The sequence below is a fragment of the Thiohalophilus sp. genome (genome assembly GCF_046483665.1).
Classification (GTDB): Bacteria; Pseudomonadota; Gammaproteobacteria; order UBA6429; family Thiohalophilaceae; genus Thiohalophilus.
Genome location: NZ_JAWOCR010000013.1, coordinates 75724 through 93958, shown reverse-complemented (window position 1 = coordinate 93958; position 18235 = coordinate 75724). Strand labels below are relative to the sequence as shown.

The window sequence follows — 18235 nt, the reverse complement described above, 5'->3', positions numbered from 1 at the left end:
GAATATCGCGGTTTTGCCCGGCGTGCGGGCGGAGTAGAATAGGTCGCTTATCCCAATCCGATGATCAACCGAAGCAGCGAGCGAATGGACGAACAATACCGCCCCGAACAGATCGAGCAGACCGCCCAGCAGTACTGGGAAGCGCAGCAATCCTTCAAGGTCAGCGAGGATCCGGACAGGGAGAAATTCTATTGCCTGTCCATGTTTCCCTATCCGAGCGGCCGCCTGCACATGGGCCATGTTCGCAATTACACCATCGGGGATGTGATCAGCCGCTATCAGCGCATGCAGGGCAAGAATGTGCTGCAGCCGATGGGCTGGGACGCCTTCGGTCTGCCGGCGGAAAACGCGGCCATGCAGAACCAGGTGGCCCCGGCCATCTGGACCCGGCAGAACATCGATTACATGCGCACCCAGCTCAAGAGGCTGGGGCTCGGTTACGACTGGGATCGGGAACTGGCCACCTGCGATCCCGATTATTACCGCTGGGAGCAGTGGCTGTTTACCAAACTGTATAAAAAAGGACTGGTTTACAAAAAGACCTCGCCGGTCAACTGGTGTCCGAACGATCTGACCGTGCTGGCCAACGAACAGGTGATCGAGGGCAAGTGCTGGCGTTGCGATACCGCAGTGGAGCGCAAGGACATCCCGCAATGGTTCATGAAGATCACTGCCTATGCCGATGAACTGCTGGAGGAGCTGGATAACCTGGAGGGCTGGCCGGAGCAGGTGCGCACCATGCAGCGCAACTGGATCGGCCGGTCCCATGGGGTGGAGATTGCCTTCGACCTGGCCGGGCGCAAGGAACGTCTGAAAGTCTTTACCACCCGCCCGGATACCCTGATGGGTGTGACCTATATGGCGGTGGCGGCACAACACCCGCTGGCGCAGGAAGCGGGCGAGCGCTATGCCAATGTGGCCGACTTTATAAAAGAGTGCGAACAGACCGGGACCGCCGAAGCCACGCTCGAAACCCTGGAGAAGAAGGGTATCGATACCGGCTTCAAGGCGGTGCATCCGATCAGCGGCGATCAGCTGCCGATCTACGTGGCCAACTTCGTGTTGATGAGTTATGGCGAAGGGGCGGTCATGTCGGTGCCCGCGCACGATCCGCGCGACTGGGAGTTTGCCCGCGCCTATGGGTTGCCGATTCGACCGGTGATCGCCCCGATCGAGGGCGAATTACCCGATCTTGATGAAGGCGCGTTCACCGACAAAGGCAATTTGATCAATTCCGGCGAGTTCGATGGCCTGACTTCCGAACTGGCGTTCGACCGGATTGCCGATCACCTGAAAAAACAAAAGCGCGGCGAGAAACGGGTCACCTACCGCCTGCGCGACTGGGGGGTGTCACGTCAGCGTTACTGGGGCGCACCGATTCCGATCATTCACTGCAAACAATGCGGCGAAGTGCCGGTGCCGGAAAAGGACCTGCCGGTGGTGTTGCCCGAAGAGGTCAACTTCGAGGGCGTGGTTGGCTCGCCGCTCAAGCAGATGCCGGAATTTTATAATACCCGCTGTCCCAAATGCGGCAGCAAGGCCGAGCGTGAAACCGATACCTTCGATACCTTCATGGAGTCGAGCTGGTATTACGCTCGCTATGCCAGCGCGGACAACGACAAGGCGATGCTGGATGCTCGCGCCGACTACTGGCTGCCGGTGGACCAGTACATCGGTGGTATCGAGCACGCCATCCTGCATTTGTTATACGCGCGCTTTTATAACAAGTTGATGCGCGATGTGGGGCTGATTCAAAATGCCGAACCGTTTACCCGTCTGCTGACCCAGGGCATGGTGTTAAAAGACGGCGCCAAGATGTCCAAGTCCAAGGGCAACACGGTGGACCCGCAGGCGCTGATTGACAAATACGGCGCTGACACCGCGCGACTGTTCATGATGTTCGCCGCGCCGCCGGAACAGTCTCTGGAATGGTCCGATGCGGGCGTCGACGGGGGTTACCGGTTTCTCAAGCGTCTGTGGACCAGGGTGCAGCAACATGTCGAGGGCGACCCGGCCGGGGCGGTCGATCCCGCCGCCCTGTCGGACAAACAGAAAACACTGCGCCGTCAGGTGCACGAAACCATCGCCAAGTGCACCGACGATATGGGCCGGCGCTTTACCTTCAACACGGCCATTGCTGCTGTCATGGAACTGATGAACGCACTGGGCAAGTTCGAGGATGATTCCCGGGCGGGCCGGGCTGTGGTCCAGGAAGCCCTGGAGACGGTCGTGCTGTTGTTATCCCCCATCGTGCCGCATATTACCCACGTGCTATGGCAGGCACTGGGTCATGAAAAGGCGGTAATCGAACAGCCCTGGCCGCAGGTGGATGAGTCGGCCCTGGTGCGCGAAGAGGTCGAGCTGGTGGTGCAGGTCAACGGCAAGCTGCGCGGTCGCATCAGCATGCCGGTGGATGCCGGGCGCAATCAGATCGAGCAGGCTGCCCAGCAGGAAGAAAATGTGCAACGCTTTATCGAGGGCAAGGGGATCATCAAGCTGATCGTGGTCCCGGGCAAGCTGGTCAATATCGTGGTCAAATAGAGGCGCACAATGTCCAAGACACGTTACTGGCTGCCGCTGTTATTGATTCTGACCCTGGTGCTGCAGGCCTGCGGGTTTCGCCTGCGCGGCGCGGTGGATATGCCCCCCCAATTGCAATACACGGTGGCCGAAGGCGTCGCGCCCTATTCGGCTCTGGGCGAATCGTTGAGCCGCTCCTGGCGCCTGTCAGACGCGAAGCTGGAGTTCGGCGATGCGACAGGCGCGGCCGCACGACTGGTGATCAATCGGGAGGACGTGACACGACGTACCTTGTCGGTAGACAGTGCCGGGCGGCCCAACGAGTACGAGCTGCGTTATCAGGTCAGCTTCACGCTCGAGAATGCCGACGGCCAGCCGCTGCTGCAGAATCAGACGATCAGTGTCCGCCGCTCTTACCAGTTCGATCCGAACAATGCCCTGGCCATGGATGACGAGGAAGCACGTCTCGAGCGCCTGCTGGCCGAAGAAGCGGCGCTGCAGATGATGCGGCGCATTACCTTCCAGATGCGTCAACGCGCGGATCAACCTGCGCCCGACGCCGAACAATCCGAGCCCGCTTTCGAGGCGGACAACCAGGGCGACGATGAAGCTGCGCGCTGATCAGCTTCCCGCCCGGCTGCAAAAGGAGCTGGCCCCGGTGTATCTGATCAGCGGCGACGAACCCTTCCAGATCGATCAGGCCGTCAATGCCCTGCGTCAGCACGCCCGGCAGCAGGGCTATACCGATCGCCAGGTGCTGCATGCCGATGCCCGCTTTGACTGGCAGAATCTGGGCGCTTCCACGGCCAATCTGTCCCTGTTTGCCGAAAAGCAGTTGATCGAACTGCGCCTGCCCACCGGCAAGCCGGGAACCGAGGGCAGCAAGGCGCTGCAGGCCTATCTCAATAACCCGCCGTCGGATACGCTGTTGCTGATCATCAGCGCCAAACTGGATAAAACCCAGCAGAACAGTAAATGGTACAAAGCTATCGACCGGGCCGGGGTGACACTGGCGGTGTGGCCCATCGAGGCGGCGCAGTTGCCCGCCTGGCTGAAGCAACGCATGGCTCTGCGCGAGATGCAGCCCGACGAGGCGGCCCTGCAACTGCTGGTGGATCGCATCGAAGGCAATTTGCTGGCCGCCGATCAGGAGCTGGAAAAACTGCGTCTGCTCAATGGCCCCGGTCCTATCGATGCCGAACAGGTGGCGGCGGCGGTGGCCGACAGCGCCCGCTATGATCTGTTCTCGCTGGTGGATGTCACCCTGAACGGAGACCGGGTGCGGGCCCAGCGCATGCTATATGGGTTGCGCGGCGAGGGGGTCGAAGCGATTCTGGTATTGTGGGCCCTGAGCCGTGAGATCCGTTCACTGGCCGGCATGGCCACCACGCTGGAGAACGGTCAGCCGCTGGCAGCCGTGCTACAGCAATACCGGGTCTGGGACAAACGCAAGCCTCCGGTGAGCGCCGCTCTGCGTCGTCATCCGCGGGCCGCGCTGTGGCGATCGCTGTTGCAGCGTTGCGGGCAGATCGATCGCTGTCTCAAGGGGCAGGTGGCGGGCGAGCCGTGGGAGGAGTTGTTACAATTGATCATGGCGCTGGCCGAACGTCCCCTGTTTGAACCCGGTCGGGCCGACAGCTGATTTCACATTACAGGTAAAACCGAACACCATGAACGCCAAAGTCGATATCAAGCAGTACATGACCCAACTGGGCCGCCAGGCCCGCCAGGCCTCGCGGGGGATAGCGCGTGCAGGAACCAACCAGAAAAATACCGCGCTGGAGGCGATCGCCGCAGCCCTGGAGGCCGGTCAGGATGCCCTGCTGGCCGCCAATCGCGAAGACATGCAGGCCGGACGGGACAAGGGGCTGGATGCGGCCCTGCTGGATCGCCTGGAACTCAACGCCGAGCGCATTGCTGCCATGGCCGAAGGGCTGCGCCAGATTGCCGCGCTGCCCGATCCGGTGGGGGAGATCAGCGAGATGGCCTATCGCCCCTCGGGCATCGAGGTGGGCAAGATGCGGGTGCCGCTGGGGGTCATCGGCATCATTTACGAATCGCGTCCCAATGTGACCGCTGATGCAGCCGCCCTGTGCCTCAAATCGGGCAATGCCGCGATCCTGCGCGGCGGTTCCGAGGCCGAGCACTCCAATCAGGCCATTGCCGCCTGTATTCATCAGGGCCTGCAGCAGGCCGGACTGCCCGACGAGGCCGTGCAGGTGATCGAGACCACCGATCGCGCGGCGGTCGGGGAACTGATCACGATGCCCGAGTTCGTGGATGTGATCGTCCCGCGCGGCGGCAAGGGGCTGATCGAGCGCATCACGGCGGATTCCCGCGTGCCGGTGATCAAGCACCTGCACGGCGTCTGCCATGTGTATATCGATGAGCGGGCCGACGTCGACAAGGCGGTGGCCGTGGCGTTCAATGCCAAGACCCAGCGCTACGGCACCTGCAACACCATGGAAACCCTGCTGGTGCACAAAGCGGTGGCCGATCAGGTCCTGCCACAACTCGGCCGGTTATATCAGCAAGAGGGCGTCGAGCTGCGGGGCTGCGAGGCGACCCGCGCCCTGTTAAAAGAGGCGATAGCCGCCACTGAAGAAGACTGGGATACAGAGTACCTGGCGCCGATCCTGTCGATCCGGATCGTGGATGATCTGGATGCGGCGATCGAACACATTCATGCACACGGGTCGGGCCACACCGAATCGATCCTGAGCCAGGATATCGGCCGGGCGCGACGTTTTCTCAGCGAGGTGGATGCCAGTTCGGTCATGGTTAACGCCTCGACCCGTTTTGCCGACGGATTCGAATACGGTCTGGGCGCCGAGATCGGGATAAGTACCGATAAAATTCACGCCCGGGGGCCGGTGGGTCTTCACGGTCTGACCTCACAAAAATACATCGTCATTGGCGATGGTCACATAAGACAATGACCATCACAGTGACGAGTTACGAGGGACGAGTGACGAGGAAAACATTGGTATTCGGGATTGTGACGGCATTCCTTTGCTCGTCCCTCGTCCCTCGTCCCTCGGCCCTGTACTTATGATTGGTCTGCTTGGCGGGACGTTCGATCCTATCCATTTCGGCCATTTGCGTCCGGCGCTGGAAATTTATCAGGCCCTGGGGCTGCGCGAGCTGCGCTTTATTCCCAGTGCCGAACCGCCGCACCGGGACAAGCCCCGCGCATCGGCCCTGCAGCGTTTGATGATGGTGCGCGCAGCGATAGCCGAGCAGCCCGGTTTTGTGATCGACGATCGGGAATTGCGCCGTACCGGTCCCTCCTACATGGTCGATACCCTGCACAGCCTGCGCGAAGAGCTGGGGAGCGAAACCCCGCTGTGCCTGATCCTGGGGCTGGATGCCTTTCTGGGGCTGGAAGGCTGGCACCGATGGCAGGAGCTCTTCGATTATGCCCATCTGGTGATTACCCACCGACCCGGCTGGTCGTTGCGGGACAAGCCTCCAGGCTCGATTCTGGCCAATGAAATCCAGGCGCGTTACAGCGAACCGGGACAACTGGTCCGTCGACCCGCCGGCAAACTCGGTTTCCAGTCGGTGACCCAGCTGGACATTTCCGCCAGCGGCATTCGCGAGGAACTGGCAAAAGGACGGGATATCCGCTATTTGTTGCCGGATACCGTCCAGCAACTGATCAAAACGCAACACATCTACGGATAAAACAGAGACGCTCATGAATGGTGAACAACTGAAACAACTGGTGGTGGACGCAATCGAGGACGTCAAGGGCGTCGATGTGAAGATTCTGGACGTCAGCGGCCAGTCCAGCGTGACCGATGTCATGGTGATTGCCAGTGGCAATACCGCGCGCCAGGTCAAGGCCATTGCCGACAATATAATCGAAAAGGCCAAAGCCGCCGGCGTCAAACCTCTGGGCGTGGAAGGCGAGCAACATGCCGAATGGGTGCTGGTCGATCTCGGCGACGTGGTGGCACATATCATGCAGCCGTCGATACGTGATTTTTACAACCTGGAAAAACTCTGGGGCGAGACCAGCCCCTCTGCCGCTGAGAAATAAACGGGGTGCCGGGTGCCGCGGCGGGAGCGGTCCGCTACAGTGCAAGATGAACCCTGAAGGCACTGAAATCACCAGAGATGTTCGATTTATATAATTCAGTATTTTTCAGTTCATTCGGTGTATTCAATGTAGTCGGTGGTTATCCACCTGTGCCGAAAGAATTCGGACAAACCATGAATACATGGACACTTTTGCGATAACCGGCAGGCAGGTATGCACATTCATCTTCTGGCGGTAGGCAGCAAAATGCCCGGCTGGGTTCAGGACGGTTATGCGGAATACGCCCGACGTATGCCGCCCGAGTGCCGTCTGAATCTGGTCGAGATTCCGTTGGCCAAACGCGCCAAGACCAGCGCCGTCGAAAAGCTCAAACAGCAGGAAGGCGAAAAGCTCCTGGCGGCGGTGCCCAGAAACAGCCTGCTCTGGGCGCTAGATAGTCGGGGCAGGAACTGGTCGACCCAACAGCTGGCCGAACAGTTGCGCAACTGGCTGCAGGGCGGGCAGGATGTTGCGCTGATGATCGGTGGCCCGGACGGTCTTGCAGGCGATTGTTTGCAACACGCCGCGGGCCGCTGGTCGCTCTCCCCTCTGACCTTGCCTCATCCACTGGTGCGCATTATTGTGGCAGAACAGCTGTACCGGGCCATGAGCATACTCAAGCACCATCCCTATCATAAATAGTGCCGAAACCGGATCATCCCCAAACGGCCATGCCGGGCACTGAAACCCATGGCCGGAACAGGTTACACTCACAGGTATGGAACTTTTTGATATATATCTGGCATCGGCCTCGCCGCGGCGTCGCGATTTGCTGGGACAGATCGGTGTCCGTTACCGGTTGCTGGATGTCTCGGTCAGCGAGACCCGGATGGATAATGAAACGCCTGAGGCATACGTCCGCCGGGTGGCGCGGGACAAGGCGCGTGCCGGTCTGGATCTGGTCGATCCAACGGCGCCCCGAGCGGTACTCGGCGCTGATACGGTTATCGCTATTGAGGATGAGGTCCTGGGTAAACCGCGGGATCGGGATGAAGCCATCGCTATGCTGCTGCGACTGTCAGGGCGAACTCACCAGGTCCTCAGCGGTGTTACGCTGATCGACCGCGAGGAACACGAGGCACTCAATATCAGCCAGGTTACGTTTCGTGAGTTGAACCGGCCGGAATGTGAACGTTACTGGCAAACCGGTGAAAGCCAGGGTAAGGCAGGTGCCTATGCCATTCAGGGTTATGCGGCGGCCTTTATCCGCGAACTGCGAGGCAGTTACTCGGGTGTGATGGGGTTACCGTTGTATGAGACCGCACAATTATTACAACAGGCGGGTATCGGATTGTTCCCGGATCAGGAGTGAGCGGGCAGAATGAGTGAAGAACTGTTAATTAATGTTACCCCGCAGGAGACCCGTGTCGCCTATCTGGAAAACGGCGTATTGCAGGAGGTGCACATAGAGCGAGCGCGCAAGCGCGGTCTGGTAGGCAATATCTATCGTGGCAAGGTCAGCCGGGTCTTGCCTGGAATGCAGGCTGCTTTTATCGAGATGGGACTGGAGCGTACGGCATTTTTGCATGTCTCCGACATTGCCGTGCGCAATGACAATGAGGGCGAGAAAAACTCGCAAACTATCATGGAACTGCTCTCCGAAGGCCAGGAGGTGGTAGTCCAGGTGGTCAAGGATCCAATGGGTTCCAAAGGCGCGCGCCTGACCACTCAGCTATCCATTCCCTCTCGTTATCTGGTTTATATGCCTGGCGCGGAACATGTTGGTGTTTCGCAAAAAATCGATGAGGAGACCGAGCGCCAGCGTTTGAAAGAGAGCGTCGGCCGTTATGCCCCGCAGTTTGATCCGGGTGGCTATATCGTCCGCACCGTGGCCGAAGGTGTCCCCGACGAGGCAATTTATAATGACATGTGTTTTTTACAGAAGCTGTGGACGTCGATTCAGGAGCGCAATACTGCCGCTACTGGTGATGACAGCAACCTGCTGTACGAGGATCTGCCGCTGGTCATGCGTACCATGCGCGATCTCAGTGGCAGTGATATTGAGAAAATTCGCATCGATTCCAATGAAACCTATCATAAGGTCAAAAAATTCGCAGCCAGGTTCATTGCCGAGCTGGTTGATCAGATTGAATATTATCCCGGTGAACGGCCCATTTTCGATCTTTACGGAGTCGAGGATGAGATTCGACGTGCCCTGGAGCGCAAGGTGCAACTCAAATCCGGCGGCTATCTGATTATCGATCAGACCGAGGCGATGAATACCATCGACGTCAATACCGGCGCTTTCGTCGGACATCGCAATCTCGAAGAAACTATCTTCAAGACCAACCTGGAAGCTACCCAGGCGATAGTGCGCCAGCTGCGTCTGCGCAACCTGGGCGGGATCATTATTATCGACTTTATTGACATGGTGGATATCGAGCACCGGCGTCAGGTTTTGCGGGCCCTGGAGAAGAGTCTCGAACGGGACCATGCCAAAACTAACATCAGCGAAGTCTCGAATCTGGGGTTGGTGGAAATGACCCGCAAGCGAACCCGTGAAAGCCTGGAACATATCCTGTGCGAGCCCTGTCCTACCTGTAACGGGCGCGGTACCTTGTTGACTGCGGAAACAGTCTGTTTCGAGATTTTCCGTGAAATTCTGCGCGAGGCGCGCCAGTTTGATGCCCAGCAGTATCTGGTGCTGGCTGCCCAGCCGGTGGTGGATATGTTGCTGGATGAGGAATCAACCAGTGTGGCAGAGCTGGAGGAGTTCATCGGCAAGCCGATCAAGTTCCAGGTGGAATCGGAATATACCCAGGAACAGTTTGATGTGGTGCTGATGTAACTGATAATGGCTGCGTCCAGATAGAATGACGATGGTTTAACGTGTCCACTGCAAAACAATATCTGCGTACTTTTCGGCGTATCCTGTGGTACAGCCTGGCGGCACTGGTTGTCATTCTGGCCGTGTTGGTCTCGCTGTTTCGTATTTTTTTACCGGATCTGACTGCTTACCGTTCTGAACTGGAAGAACTGGCCAGTGCTTTCCTGGATCATACCGTAAGAATCGAGTCCATGGATGCGCGGCTGGTCGGCTTTACTCCTACACTAATCTTCGATGATGTCTACATGCTGGATAAAACCGGCGAGCGTGAAATTGTGCGCTTTGACCAGGCACGGCTGGGTGTGGCTTTGATCGACTCGGTTCGCCAGCGTCAGGTCGTGCCTCGCGACTTTACAATTGATGGCATTCAGCTGGCGATAACCCGGCAGCAGGATGGGCGATTCTTATTGCAGGGTGTCAATGTCAGCAATCTCGAAAAGACTTTCCAAACCGGGCGGCCTCACGGATCGGGGGAACTGGCCAATTGGTTGTTCAAACGCAGCAGACTGTCCCTGCGTAACAGTACAATTATCTGGAAGGATCTGAAGCAGGACGGCAATACCCTGCGTTTCGATGATGTCAACCTGGTGTTGCGCAATGACAATCAACGCCATCAGCTTAACGGCAAGATTAAACTACCCGCGCGCATGGGCAAGCACTTTGAAATTGCCATGGACGTTCGTGGCGACATCCTCAACCCGCGCAAGATGAAAGGCGACATCTATCTGCGCGGCGACGCGGTACAACTGGATCAATGGGGTGTCAAACCCGAATACCAGGGCGTCAGCCTCAATTCAGGGACTGCCGATTTCCAGCTCTGGGGAACCTGGGAAGATAACGCAATCGCGCAACTCAGCGGTGATCTCACCGCCTACGATCTGGATATGTCGCTACCGATTATGGATGACTCCTATCACGTACGATTGATGGGAGGACTGTTTGACGTCGACAATCATACCGATGGCTGGACACTCAATGTGGATCGTTTCCAGTACATGAGCGCCGGCGATGTCTGGCCGCAAACCCGTTTCAGTATTCGCCATACCGCCGGTGACAAAATCCGGGCTGCCGAGTGGCAAATAGACAGCGACTATTTCCGGATCGAGGATGTCGCCGGTCTGCTGCTGCAGAGCAACCTGCCTGATGACCGACAGCGTGAGTTTCTGCAAAGCGTCAAGCCGGTGGGAGATGTCCAGCGTCTGCACTTTCGCCATACACGCAATGCACAACAGGAACCCCGTTACCGGCTGCAGGTCGATTTCGAGCATCTCTCCTCCGAGCCCTGGCGTGATTTTCCGGGGGTAACCGGCCTGCAGGGACAGCTTTATACCGACCATCGCCAGGGTCGGGCTGAAGTGTATTCCGGATATGCCAGTGTTGATGCGCCGCGTCTGTTCCGTGAGCCGTTGATGCTGAACCGACTGGACAGCAGGTTACGCTGGTCGCGGGACGAGCAGGGCTGGCAGTTGCAAAGCGAACAGTTACAGATGGAGACTGACCACATCCAACTTGCAGCCGATCTTTTACTGAGCCTGCCACAGGACCATTCTGTGTCACCTTATCTGGACCTGCAGGCGCAGTTTAAAAACGGTAAGGTGGAACATGCCTCTCGTTATTTCCCGACCGGCATTATGAAACAGCCGCTGGTGAACTGGCTGGATCGCAGCATCGTCAGCGGCCATGTCAGTGAGGGCGGTCTGGTGTTCAACGGTCGTCTGAGAGACTTTCCTTTTCGTGATCAGCGCGGACAGTTCAAAGTTGATCTGGATGCCCGGGATGTGCGTTTGAATTATCGCGAGGGTTGGCCGGCGATCACAGGCATTGACTTGTCGGCTACCTTCACCAGCCAGAGGATGGAGATTCTGACCCGTCAGGGACGTTTATTTGATACCCGGCTGTCACCCTCCCGGGCACGCATTGCCAGCTTTCGGAATCCCCGTTTGCAATTACAGGTGGATGCTAATGGCAAACTGAGCGATGTAGCCCGGTTTTTGACCCGCAGCCCGATTGCTCCGGGCGGTTCACGTTTTATCGAGCAGTCCCGTATCGAAGGAACGGCGAATACCCGTTTCGAAGCATGGATTCCCCTGAGTTCACAAATGCAGGAACAGGCTCCGACACGTTATCAGGGCAAGATTACTTTGCGTAACGGGCAGTTATACCTGCTGGATGAAAAGCTGGCGATGCAATCGATCGAGGGGGAAGTAAATTTCGATCAGGCCGGTGTCCGTTCCAGGGCGCTGCAGGCGCAGCTGCTTGATGAACCGGTGACCCTGGAACTGGATACCACGGGCCAATCCGAAAGCAGTCGCCAGATCAGTATTCTGGCGCATGGGCGCATCAACGCCCCACAACTGGCCGAACGTCTCGCACCGCGCTGGTCGCACAGAGTCTCGGGAACCACATCCTGGCATGCTGCCGTAATATTGGGAGGGGATAAAAACGCAACACAACAACCGCTATTGCGCATTGACTCGACTCTGTATGGAATTAGCTCGGATTTGCCGGCGCCGCTGAACAAATCCACCACGGAGGCGATGCGGCTGCTGTTCGAAGTGCGGTTCGGAGCTGAACGTAATAACGTCTCACTGAACCTGGCCGAGCGACTATCCACGCGCTTTGAGCTGAGCGAACGTGATGGGCTGACACAGCTGGAGCGGGGGAGTGTCCATTTCGGCGCCGCAGCATCGGCCGCTTTGCCGAGCGAACAGATCCTGCTGATCGGCGGCACGCTGGACGGGGTTGATCCGGGACAATGGCGACAGATCCTCCGATCTGCGAAAGTCTCCGGGGACGATTCGGCCCGTGCATGGCAGCTTCCGATCCGGTTCGACATGGAACGGCTGACGCTGGCCCGCCCGGAACAGCCGGAACAGCCTGAACAGGTGAAACCGTCGACCCCGGCAAAATCATCGTCGAATTCCCCGCCGCCGACGAATCTGCCAGGCATCCGGGGACGTATCGAACAATTCCAGTACGGTGACTATCCGCTGGGGCATCTTGATTTCGAGCTGCATTCGCTGTCAAAAGGGGTGCGTTTGCAAAGACTGCGTCTGCGGGGTGAAAATTTACGTCTGCAAGCCAGTGGCGACTGGTGGTATGAAATGGGGCGCCACTCCACGCAGCTCAATTATGACCTGATCAGCCCCAATCTCGGCCAATTGCTCGACAATCTCGGGTTTGCCGCCATTATCGGGGACGGTGAGTTGAAAAGCCGGGGCGAGCTGCACTGGAGAGCCCCCCCCCTGGGTTTTAAACCCGGCCTGTTAACGGGTGAGATATCGGTGCATGTCCAGGACGGCAGTCTGGTCAATGTTAACCCCGGTGCCGGACGCTTGCTGGGTCTGTTCAGTCTGTCGGCCTTGCCGCGCCGGCTGATGCTTGATTTTAGTGATACCTTTCAGGAGGGCTTCCATTTCGACAATATGGAAGGTGAATTCGAGTTACGTGATGGCAATTCCTACAATGACGCGTTGAAGATTGATGCGCCAGGCGCGAAAATCCTGATCCAGGGACGAACCGGCCTGGCAGAGCGGGACTTCGATCAACGGATGACGGTGATACCGCAGGTGGGAAACACTCTGCCTGTGGCCAGTGGGTTGCTGTTTGGTACCCAGGTGGGCGCCGCTATTCTGTTCCTGGAAAAGCTGTTTGGCGGCGGCCTCGACAAGGCGACGGCAAAACGTTATCACATCACCGGCAGCTGGGAAGAACCGGTCATTACACCGCTGGACAATACCAGCAAGTAATCCACCCCCTGTTTGGTGGAACCTGATCCTGCGGCCGGTTTAATGGTATTCTAGGTCCATGAAAATGATTCTGAGCGTCATTCTGCTGTGTTTCAGTGGCACGGTTCTGGCAATTGATACCGCACATCGATTAACCCGGGAGCAATGGTCCCTGCCTCGCAATCCTGAGTCGGTCGTAGCCATGCCGGCCCTGTCCCGGGCCATGCAGGATTTTCAGGCGACAGCCAATGCCCGCTTGCGGATTCATCATCCCGGGGGCGACCGGGGCCGTCTGTGGGCGGCAGAGTTGCATGCCTGGCTGGTGACCCTGGGTGTGCCCTCTACCGATCTTGAAATGCATGCCGGTAGCGCCAATATCAATGTAATTGAGCTGGAAGTGGTTTCAGGCGGTAACAAAACCCCACCTGTCATGACGATACTCCCCGGGGAGCACGTCGAGTAATCCCGAGCGGTTTTTCTCCTGCATTATTAACGAGGTACCCTGATGAAACGTGTGGCAGCTATCCAGATGGCTTCCGGCCCTAATGTGAGCGCCAATCTGACCGAGGCCGGTCGCCTGATCGGCCGGGCGGTGGATGCCGGTGCCGAGCTGATCGTATTACCGGAGAATTTTGCCATCATGGGCATGCAGGAAACCGACAAGGTCAAACATCGGGAGGCGCCGGGGCAGGGGCCGATGCAGGAGTTTCTCACCGAGCAGGCAAAAAAACACAACATCTGGATCGTGGGGGGCACCATTCCGTTGCAATCGGAGGATGACAAGCGGATTCGTGCCGCCTGTTTGTTGATTAATGATCAGGGCGAGCAGGTGGCCCGTTATGACAAGGTCCACCTGTTTGATGTGCATCTGGAAGAGAATGCCGAAACTTACAATGAATCGGAAACCATCGAGCCGGGGCGCGAACCCACGGTGGTGGAGACACCCTTTGGCAAGCTGGGACTGGCGGTCTGTTACGATCTGCGTTTTCCCGAGCTGTTCCGGCGTATGGCCGATGAAGGAGTGGAACTGATCGCGTTACCCTCGGCCTTTACCGCCATCACCGGCCGGGCCCATTGGGAAGTGCTGGTCCGTGCCCGGGCGATCGAAAATCTGGTTTACATGGTGGCTGCCGCGCAAGGTGGCTATCACGTCAATGGGCGGGAAACCTATGGCCATAGCATGATTGTGGATCCCTGGGGGCTGATTCTGGACCAGCTGCCCAGCGGTTCGGGCTTTGTCAGTGCCGAAGTGAACCCCAAACGCATCACCGATACCCGGCGCAACTTTCCGGCGCTGCAACACCGTAAAATACCCTGTAAAGTGATCTCATGACTCAACCTGTACTCGACATCGCACAACAAACCTTGCTGTCCCCCGCCGGCCTCGGCGAACTGGAACTGCAACGTACTCTCGATCAACTGATGGGGCACCGCATCGACAGCGCCGATCTTTATTTCCAGTTTGTCCGTCAGGAATCCTGGGTTCTGGAAGACGGTATCGTTCGCGAAGGCAGTCACAACATCGAACAGGGGGTTGGCGTACGCGCCATCAGCGGCGAGAAAACCGGCTTTGCCTATTCCGACGAGATCGTGCTGCCGGCCCTGACCGAAGCGGCCAATGCTGCCCGCGCCATCGCCCGGCAGGGTCAGTCGGGCCAGGTACAGAGTTGGCAACGGCACAGCGGGCATACGCTGTATCAGCCCGGCGATCCGCTGGATTCGCTCGACACCGCCGACAAGATCGCGCTGTTGCAGGCGCTGGACCGCGAAGCCCGTCGCCAGGATCCGCGGGTCAAGCAGGTGATCGTCAGCCTGGGCGGTGTTCAGGAAGTGGTGCTGGTGGCCGCCAGCGACGGCACTCTGGGGGCGGATGTACGCCCGCTGGTGCGCCTCAATGTGCACGTCATTGCCGAACACAACGGGCGCCGCGAGCAGGGCAGTGCCGGCGGCGGCGGTCGAATCAGTTACGACTATTTTCAGCAGGAGGAGCGCGGCCTGCACTATGCCCGCGAAGCCGTGCGCCAGGCGCTGGTCAATCTCGAAGCGGTTGATGCGCCGGCCGGCAGTATGCCGGTGGTGCTGGGCCCGGGCTGGCCCGGGGTGCTGCTGCACGAGGCGGTCGGTCACGGTCTGGAAGGGGATTTCAATCGCAAGGGCAGTTCGGCCTTTGCCGGGCGGATCGGCGAGCAGGTCGCCTCGAAATTATGCACCGTGGTGGACGATGGCACCCTGGCCGAACGCCGGGGCTCGCTGAATGTGGACGACGAAGGCACGCCCACCGGCCATACCGTGTTGATCGAAAACGGCATACTCAAAGGCTACATGCAGGACAAGATGAACGCCGGGCTGATGGGCGTGGCCGCCACCGGTAACGGCCGGCGCGAATCCTATGCCCACCTGCCCATGCCGCGCATGACCAACACCTACATGCTGGCTGGCGACAGCGATCCGGGCGAGATCATCGCCTCGGTCGAGAAGGGCCTCTACGCTGTCAATTTCGGCGGCGGCCAGGTGGACATCACCTCGGGGCGTTTCGTATTCTCCGCCAACGAGGCCTACCTGATCGAAAACGGCAAGGTGACCCGGCCGGTCAAGGGCGCCACCCTGATCGGCAACGGCCCGGACGTCATGAACAAGATCGAGATGGTCGGCAACGACCTGCAACTGGACAGTGGCGTCGGCGTCTGCGGCAAGGAAGGCCAGAGCGTCCCCGTCGGCGTCGGCCAGCCGACCCTCAAGATCAGCAGCATCACCGTCGGAGGGACGGCCTGAAAAAAATTATCAACGCAGAGGCGCAAAGACGCAGGATATAATTTTGAATGTTGGATTTTAAATTTTGAATTGCGGACAGGCATTTAATTCAAAATTCAGCATTAAAAATTCAAAATTACTTTGCGCCTCTGCGTTGGGTTTTCAGGAACCCATAAGGCTTTTGAGATATTGGAACAGTTCGCGGGCGGCTTTGGGGGGCTTGTTCTGTTTCTGTTCGTTGCGGGCGCTGCGGATCAGTTGTCGCACGTGCTGGCGATCGGTGTCGGGCTGTTCTTCCACCAGTTTTTCGAGTGCCGCGTCGCCGTCGGTTAGCAGGCGTTCGCGCCACTTCTCCAGCTGGTGGAAGTGTTTGATGTCTTCCTCGAAGGGGTGCATCACCCGATCATAGGCCTGTTGCAGGGCTTCGGCGTCGCGCTGGCGCATCAGCTTGCCGATAAACTGCATCTGGCGTTTGAGTGCGCCGCGTTGTTTTATACGGCGAGCTTCATTGATGGCCTGTTGCAATTCATCGTCCAGCGGGATCTTGTCCAGATCGGCCCGGGACAGTTTGACCAGTTCACTGCCCAGATCCTGCAGGGCGTGGCATTCACGCTTGCGCCGGGATTTGCTGATCCACTCTTCGTCATGGTCGTCGTAAGTCATGGGGCTATTTTACCTGTATCCGGCCTCCTGAGAGGTAGAAAATTGCATGGCGACCCCTTTTTGTCGGGGGGCATTTGTCCCGTCAGCCGGGCCCCCGTAGAATGGCCCGGTTAACCTGAAAAAGCGAGAAAAGCATGTCCGAAAATCCCGTCACCTCCCGAACCGTCGATGAATTGCTTGAGCCCGGGCGCTACGAGCAGATCGTCGCCGATCTGCTTGCCGAGGCCCAACGACTGGGAGCCAGCGCGGCCGAGGCAGCGCTGAGTATCGAATCCGGTCTGTCGGTGACCGTGCGTCTCGGCGAAGTGGAAACGGTCGAGCATAATCGCGACAAGGGGCTGGGTATCACGGTCTATTTCGGACACAGCAAGGGCTCGGCCAGTACCTCCGATTTCAGTCCCGGGGCGGTACGCGAGACGGTCCGGGCTGCCTGTGATATCGCGCGCTATACCGAGGAGGATCCCTGTGCGGGACTGGCCCCGGCGGCGCTGATGGCGACGGATATTCCCGAGCTGCAGCTCTATCACCCCTGGGCACTCGAAACACCGGAAGCCATTGAACGGGCACTGGCCTGCGAGACCGTCGCCCGCGAGCATGATTCACGCATTACCAATTCCGAAGGCGCCAGTATTACCAGCCACAGCGGTTTGCGCGTTTATGCCAACAGTCACGGTTTTATCGGTGCCTATCCCAGCTCCCGTCACAGTATGAGTTGTACCGTGATTGGTCAGGATGAGTCGGGAATGCAGCGCGATTACTGGTACACGCTGGCCCGTGATCCGCAGCAGCTCGACAGCGCCGAGTCGGTCGGGGTGCGGGCGGCCGAGCGCACCGTTGCCCGCCTGGGTGCGCGCAAGATCCCCACCTGTCAGGTCCCTGTAATGTTCGAAGCCGATGTAGCACGCGGATTGCTCGGCCATCTGGTGCGTGCCATCAGCGGTGGCGCCCTGTATCGCAATGCCAGCTTCCTGGTCGACGCCAGAGGACAGCAATTGTTTCCCGAGCGGGTGCATGTCGATGAACGTCCCCATTTGCCGGGCGCGCTGGGCAGTGCCCCCTTCGATAACGAAGGCGTTGCGACAGCGCCCCGAACCCTGATTGAGGCGGGCGTGCTGCAGGGCTATGTACTCGACAGCTACAGCGGCTGTCGGCTCGGCCTGCCCACCACCGGCAACGCCGGCGGAGTGCATAATCTGTATATCAATCATGACGCACTGGATCGCGAACAGCTGATAAAAAAGATGGATCGCGGTCTGCTGGTCACCGATGTGATGGGCCAGGGCGTCAATACTGTCACGGGTGACTACTCTCGCGGCGCCGCGGGCTTCTGGGTGGAAAACGGCCAGATACAGTACCCGGTGGATGAAGTCACCCTCGGCGGTCGTTTGCAGGACATGTACCGGGGCCTGCAGGCCGTCGGCAACGACACCGACGCCCGCGGCAACATCATCACCGGTTCCTGGCTCATCGACAACCTGACCGTCGCCGGGGACTGACCGCGGATCCCCTCAGCGAGAGAAAAATCCAACGCAGAGGCGCGGAGGCGCAGAGGATACAAAGTAATGTTGAATTTTTAATGCTGAATTTTGAATTAAATGCCTGTCCACAATTTAAAATTCAACATTCAAAATTATACCCCGCGCCTTTGCGCCTCTGCGTTAA

At 58.5% G+C, this 18235-nt stretch carries 15 protein-coding genes; 14 read left to right on the top strand and 1 reads right to left on the bottom strand.

Features of this window, described 5'->3' with window-relative positions:
• The first annotated feature begins 84 nt into the window (after positions 1–84).
• The 13 genes from leuS to tldD all read left to right on the top strand — a co-directional run bounded on the left by leuS (position 85) and on the right by tldD (position 15931).
• The gene (gene leuS, locus R6U90_RS03615) at positions 85–2541 is read left to right on the top strand and encodes a leucine--tRNA ligase (protein ID WP_410351296.1); all 2457 of its coding nucleotides are present in this window, start codon (positions 85–87) and stop codon (positions 2539–2541) included.
• A 9-nt stretch (positions 2542–2550) separates the two neighbouring features.
• Entirely contained in the window at positions 2551–3141 is a 591-nt protein-coding gene (gene lptE, locus R6U90_RS03610; RefSeq protein WP_410351295.1) for an LPS assembly lipoprotein LptE, read from the top strand.
• Positions 3125–4162: a DNA polymerase III subunit delta gene (gene holA, locus R6U90_RS03605; protein ID WP_410351294.1), complete on the top strand. Its 1038-nt coding sequence runs from the start codon at positions 3125–3127 to the stop codon at positions 4160–4162. The genes lptE and holA overlap by 17 nt, the downstream gene beginning before the upstream one ends.
• Before the next feature lie 28 nt (positions 4163–4190).
• Positions 4191–5459 carry a glutamate-5-semialdehyde dehydrogenase gene (locus R6U90_RS03600; RefSeq protein WP_410351293.1) on the top strand — a complete coding sequence of 423 codons (1269 nt, stop codon included), beginning with the start codon at positions 4191–4193 and terminating at the stop codon, positions 5457–5459.
• Between the two features lie 112 nt (positions 5460–5571).
• The gene (gene nadD, locus R6U90_RS03595; RefSeq protein ID WP_410351292.1) at positions 5572–6207 is read left to right on the top strand and encodes a nicotinate-nucleotide adenylyltransferase; all 636 of its coding nucleotides are present in this window, start codon (positions 5572–5574) and stop codon (positions 6205–6207) included.
• 13 nt (positions 6208–6220) lie between these two features.
• Positions 6221–6565 (top strand): ribosome silencing factor, encoded by a 345-nt coding sequence (gene rsfS / locus R6U90_RS03590; protein WP_410351291.1) that lies wholly within the window; start codon positions 6221–6223, stop codon positions 6563–6565.
• Positions 6566–6778: 213 nt separating this feature from the next.
• A complete protein-coding gene (gene rlmH, locus R6U90_RS03585) occupies positions 6779–7246 on the top strand; it encodes a 23S rRNA (pseudouridine(1915)-N(3))-methyltransferase RlmH (RefSeq protein ID WP_410351290.1) in 468 nt (155 codons plus the stop codon).
• A 76-nt stretch (positions 7247–7322) separates the two neighbouring features.
• The gene (locus R6U90_RS03580) at positions 7323–7916 is read left to right on the top strand and encodes a Maf family protein (RefSeq protein WP_410351289.1); all 594 of its coding nucleotides are present in this window, start codon (positions 7323–7325) and stop codon (positions 7914–7916) included.
• A gap of 9 nt (positions 7917–7925) precedes the next feature.
• Complete coding sequence (gene rng / locus R6U90_RS03575; RefSeq protein ID WP_410351288.1) at positions 7926–9392, top strand: ribonuclease G; 1467 nt, start codon at positions 7926–7928, stop codon at positions 9390–9392.
• Positions 9393–9433: 41 nt separating this feature from the next.
• Positions 9434–13180 carry a YhdP family protein gene (locus R6U90_RS03570; RefSeq protein WP_410351287.1) on the top strand — a complete coding sequence of 1249 codons (3747 nt, stop codon included), beginning with the start codon at positions 9434–9436 and terminating at the stop codon, positions 13178–13180.
• Positions 13181–13238: 58 nt separating this feature from the next.
• Positions 13239–13622 carry a hypothetical protein gene (locus R6U90_RS03565; RefSeq protein WP_410351286.1) on the top strand — a complete coding sequence of 128 codons (384 nt, stop codon included), beginning with the start codon at positions 13239–13241 and terminating at the stop codon, positions 13620–13622.
• 42 nt (positions 13623–13664) lie between these two features.
• Positions 13665–14492: a carbon-nitrogen hydrolase family protein gene (locus tag R6U90_RS03560; protein WP_410351285.1), complete on the top strand. Its 828-nt coding sequence runs from the start codon at positions 13665–13667 to the stop codon at positions 14490–14492.
• Positions 14489–15931 carry a metalloprotease TldD gene (gene tldD / locus R6U90_RS03555; RefSeq protein ID WP_410351284.1) on the top strand — a complete coding sequence of 481 codons (1443 nt, stop codon included), beginning with the start codon at positions 14489–14491 and terminating at the stop codon, positions 15929–15931. Before R6U90_RS03560 ends, tldD begins: the two co-directional genes overlap by 4 nt.
• Positions 15932–16072: 141 nt before the next feature.
• Here tldD and yjgA read toward each other — a convergent pair whose 3' ends face one another.
• Positions 16073–16573: a ribosome biogenesis factor YjgA gene (gene yjgA / locus R6U90_RS03550; RefSeq protein ID WP_410351283.1), complete on the bottom strand. Its 501-nt coding sequence runs from the start codon at positions 16571–16573 to the stop codon at positions 16073–16075.
• A 134-nt stretch (positions 16574–16707) separates the two neighbouring features.
• On the opposite strand from yjgA, the gene pmbA reads away from it, so the two are divergent.
• Positions 16708–18069, top strand: a complete 1362-nt coding sequence (gene pmbA / locus R6U90_RS03545) for a metalloprotease PmbA (RefSeq protein WP_410351282.1) — start codon at positions 16708–16710, stop codon at positions 18067–18069.
• Positions 18070–18235: the final 166 nt, after the last annotated feature.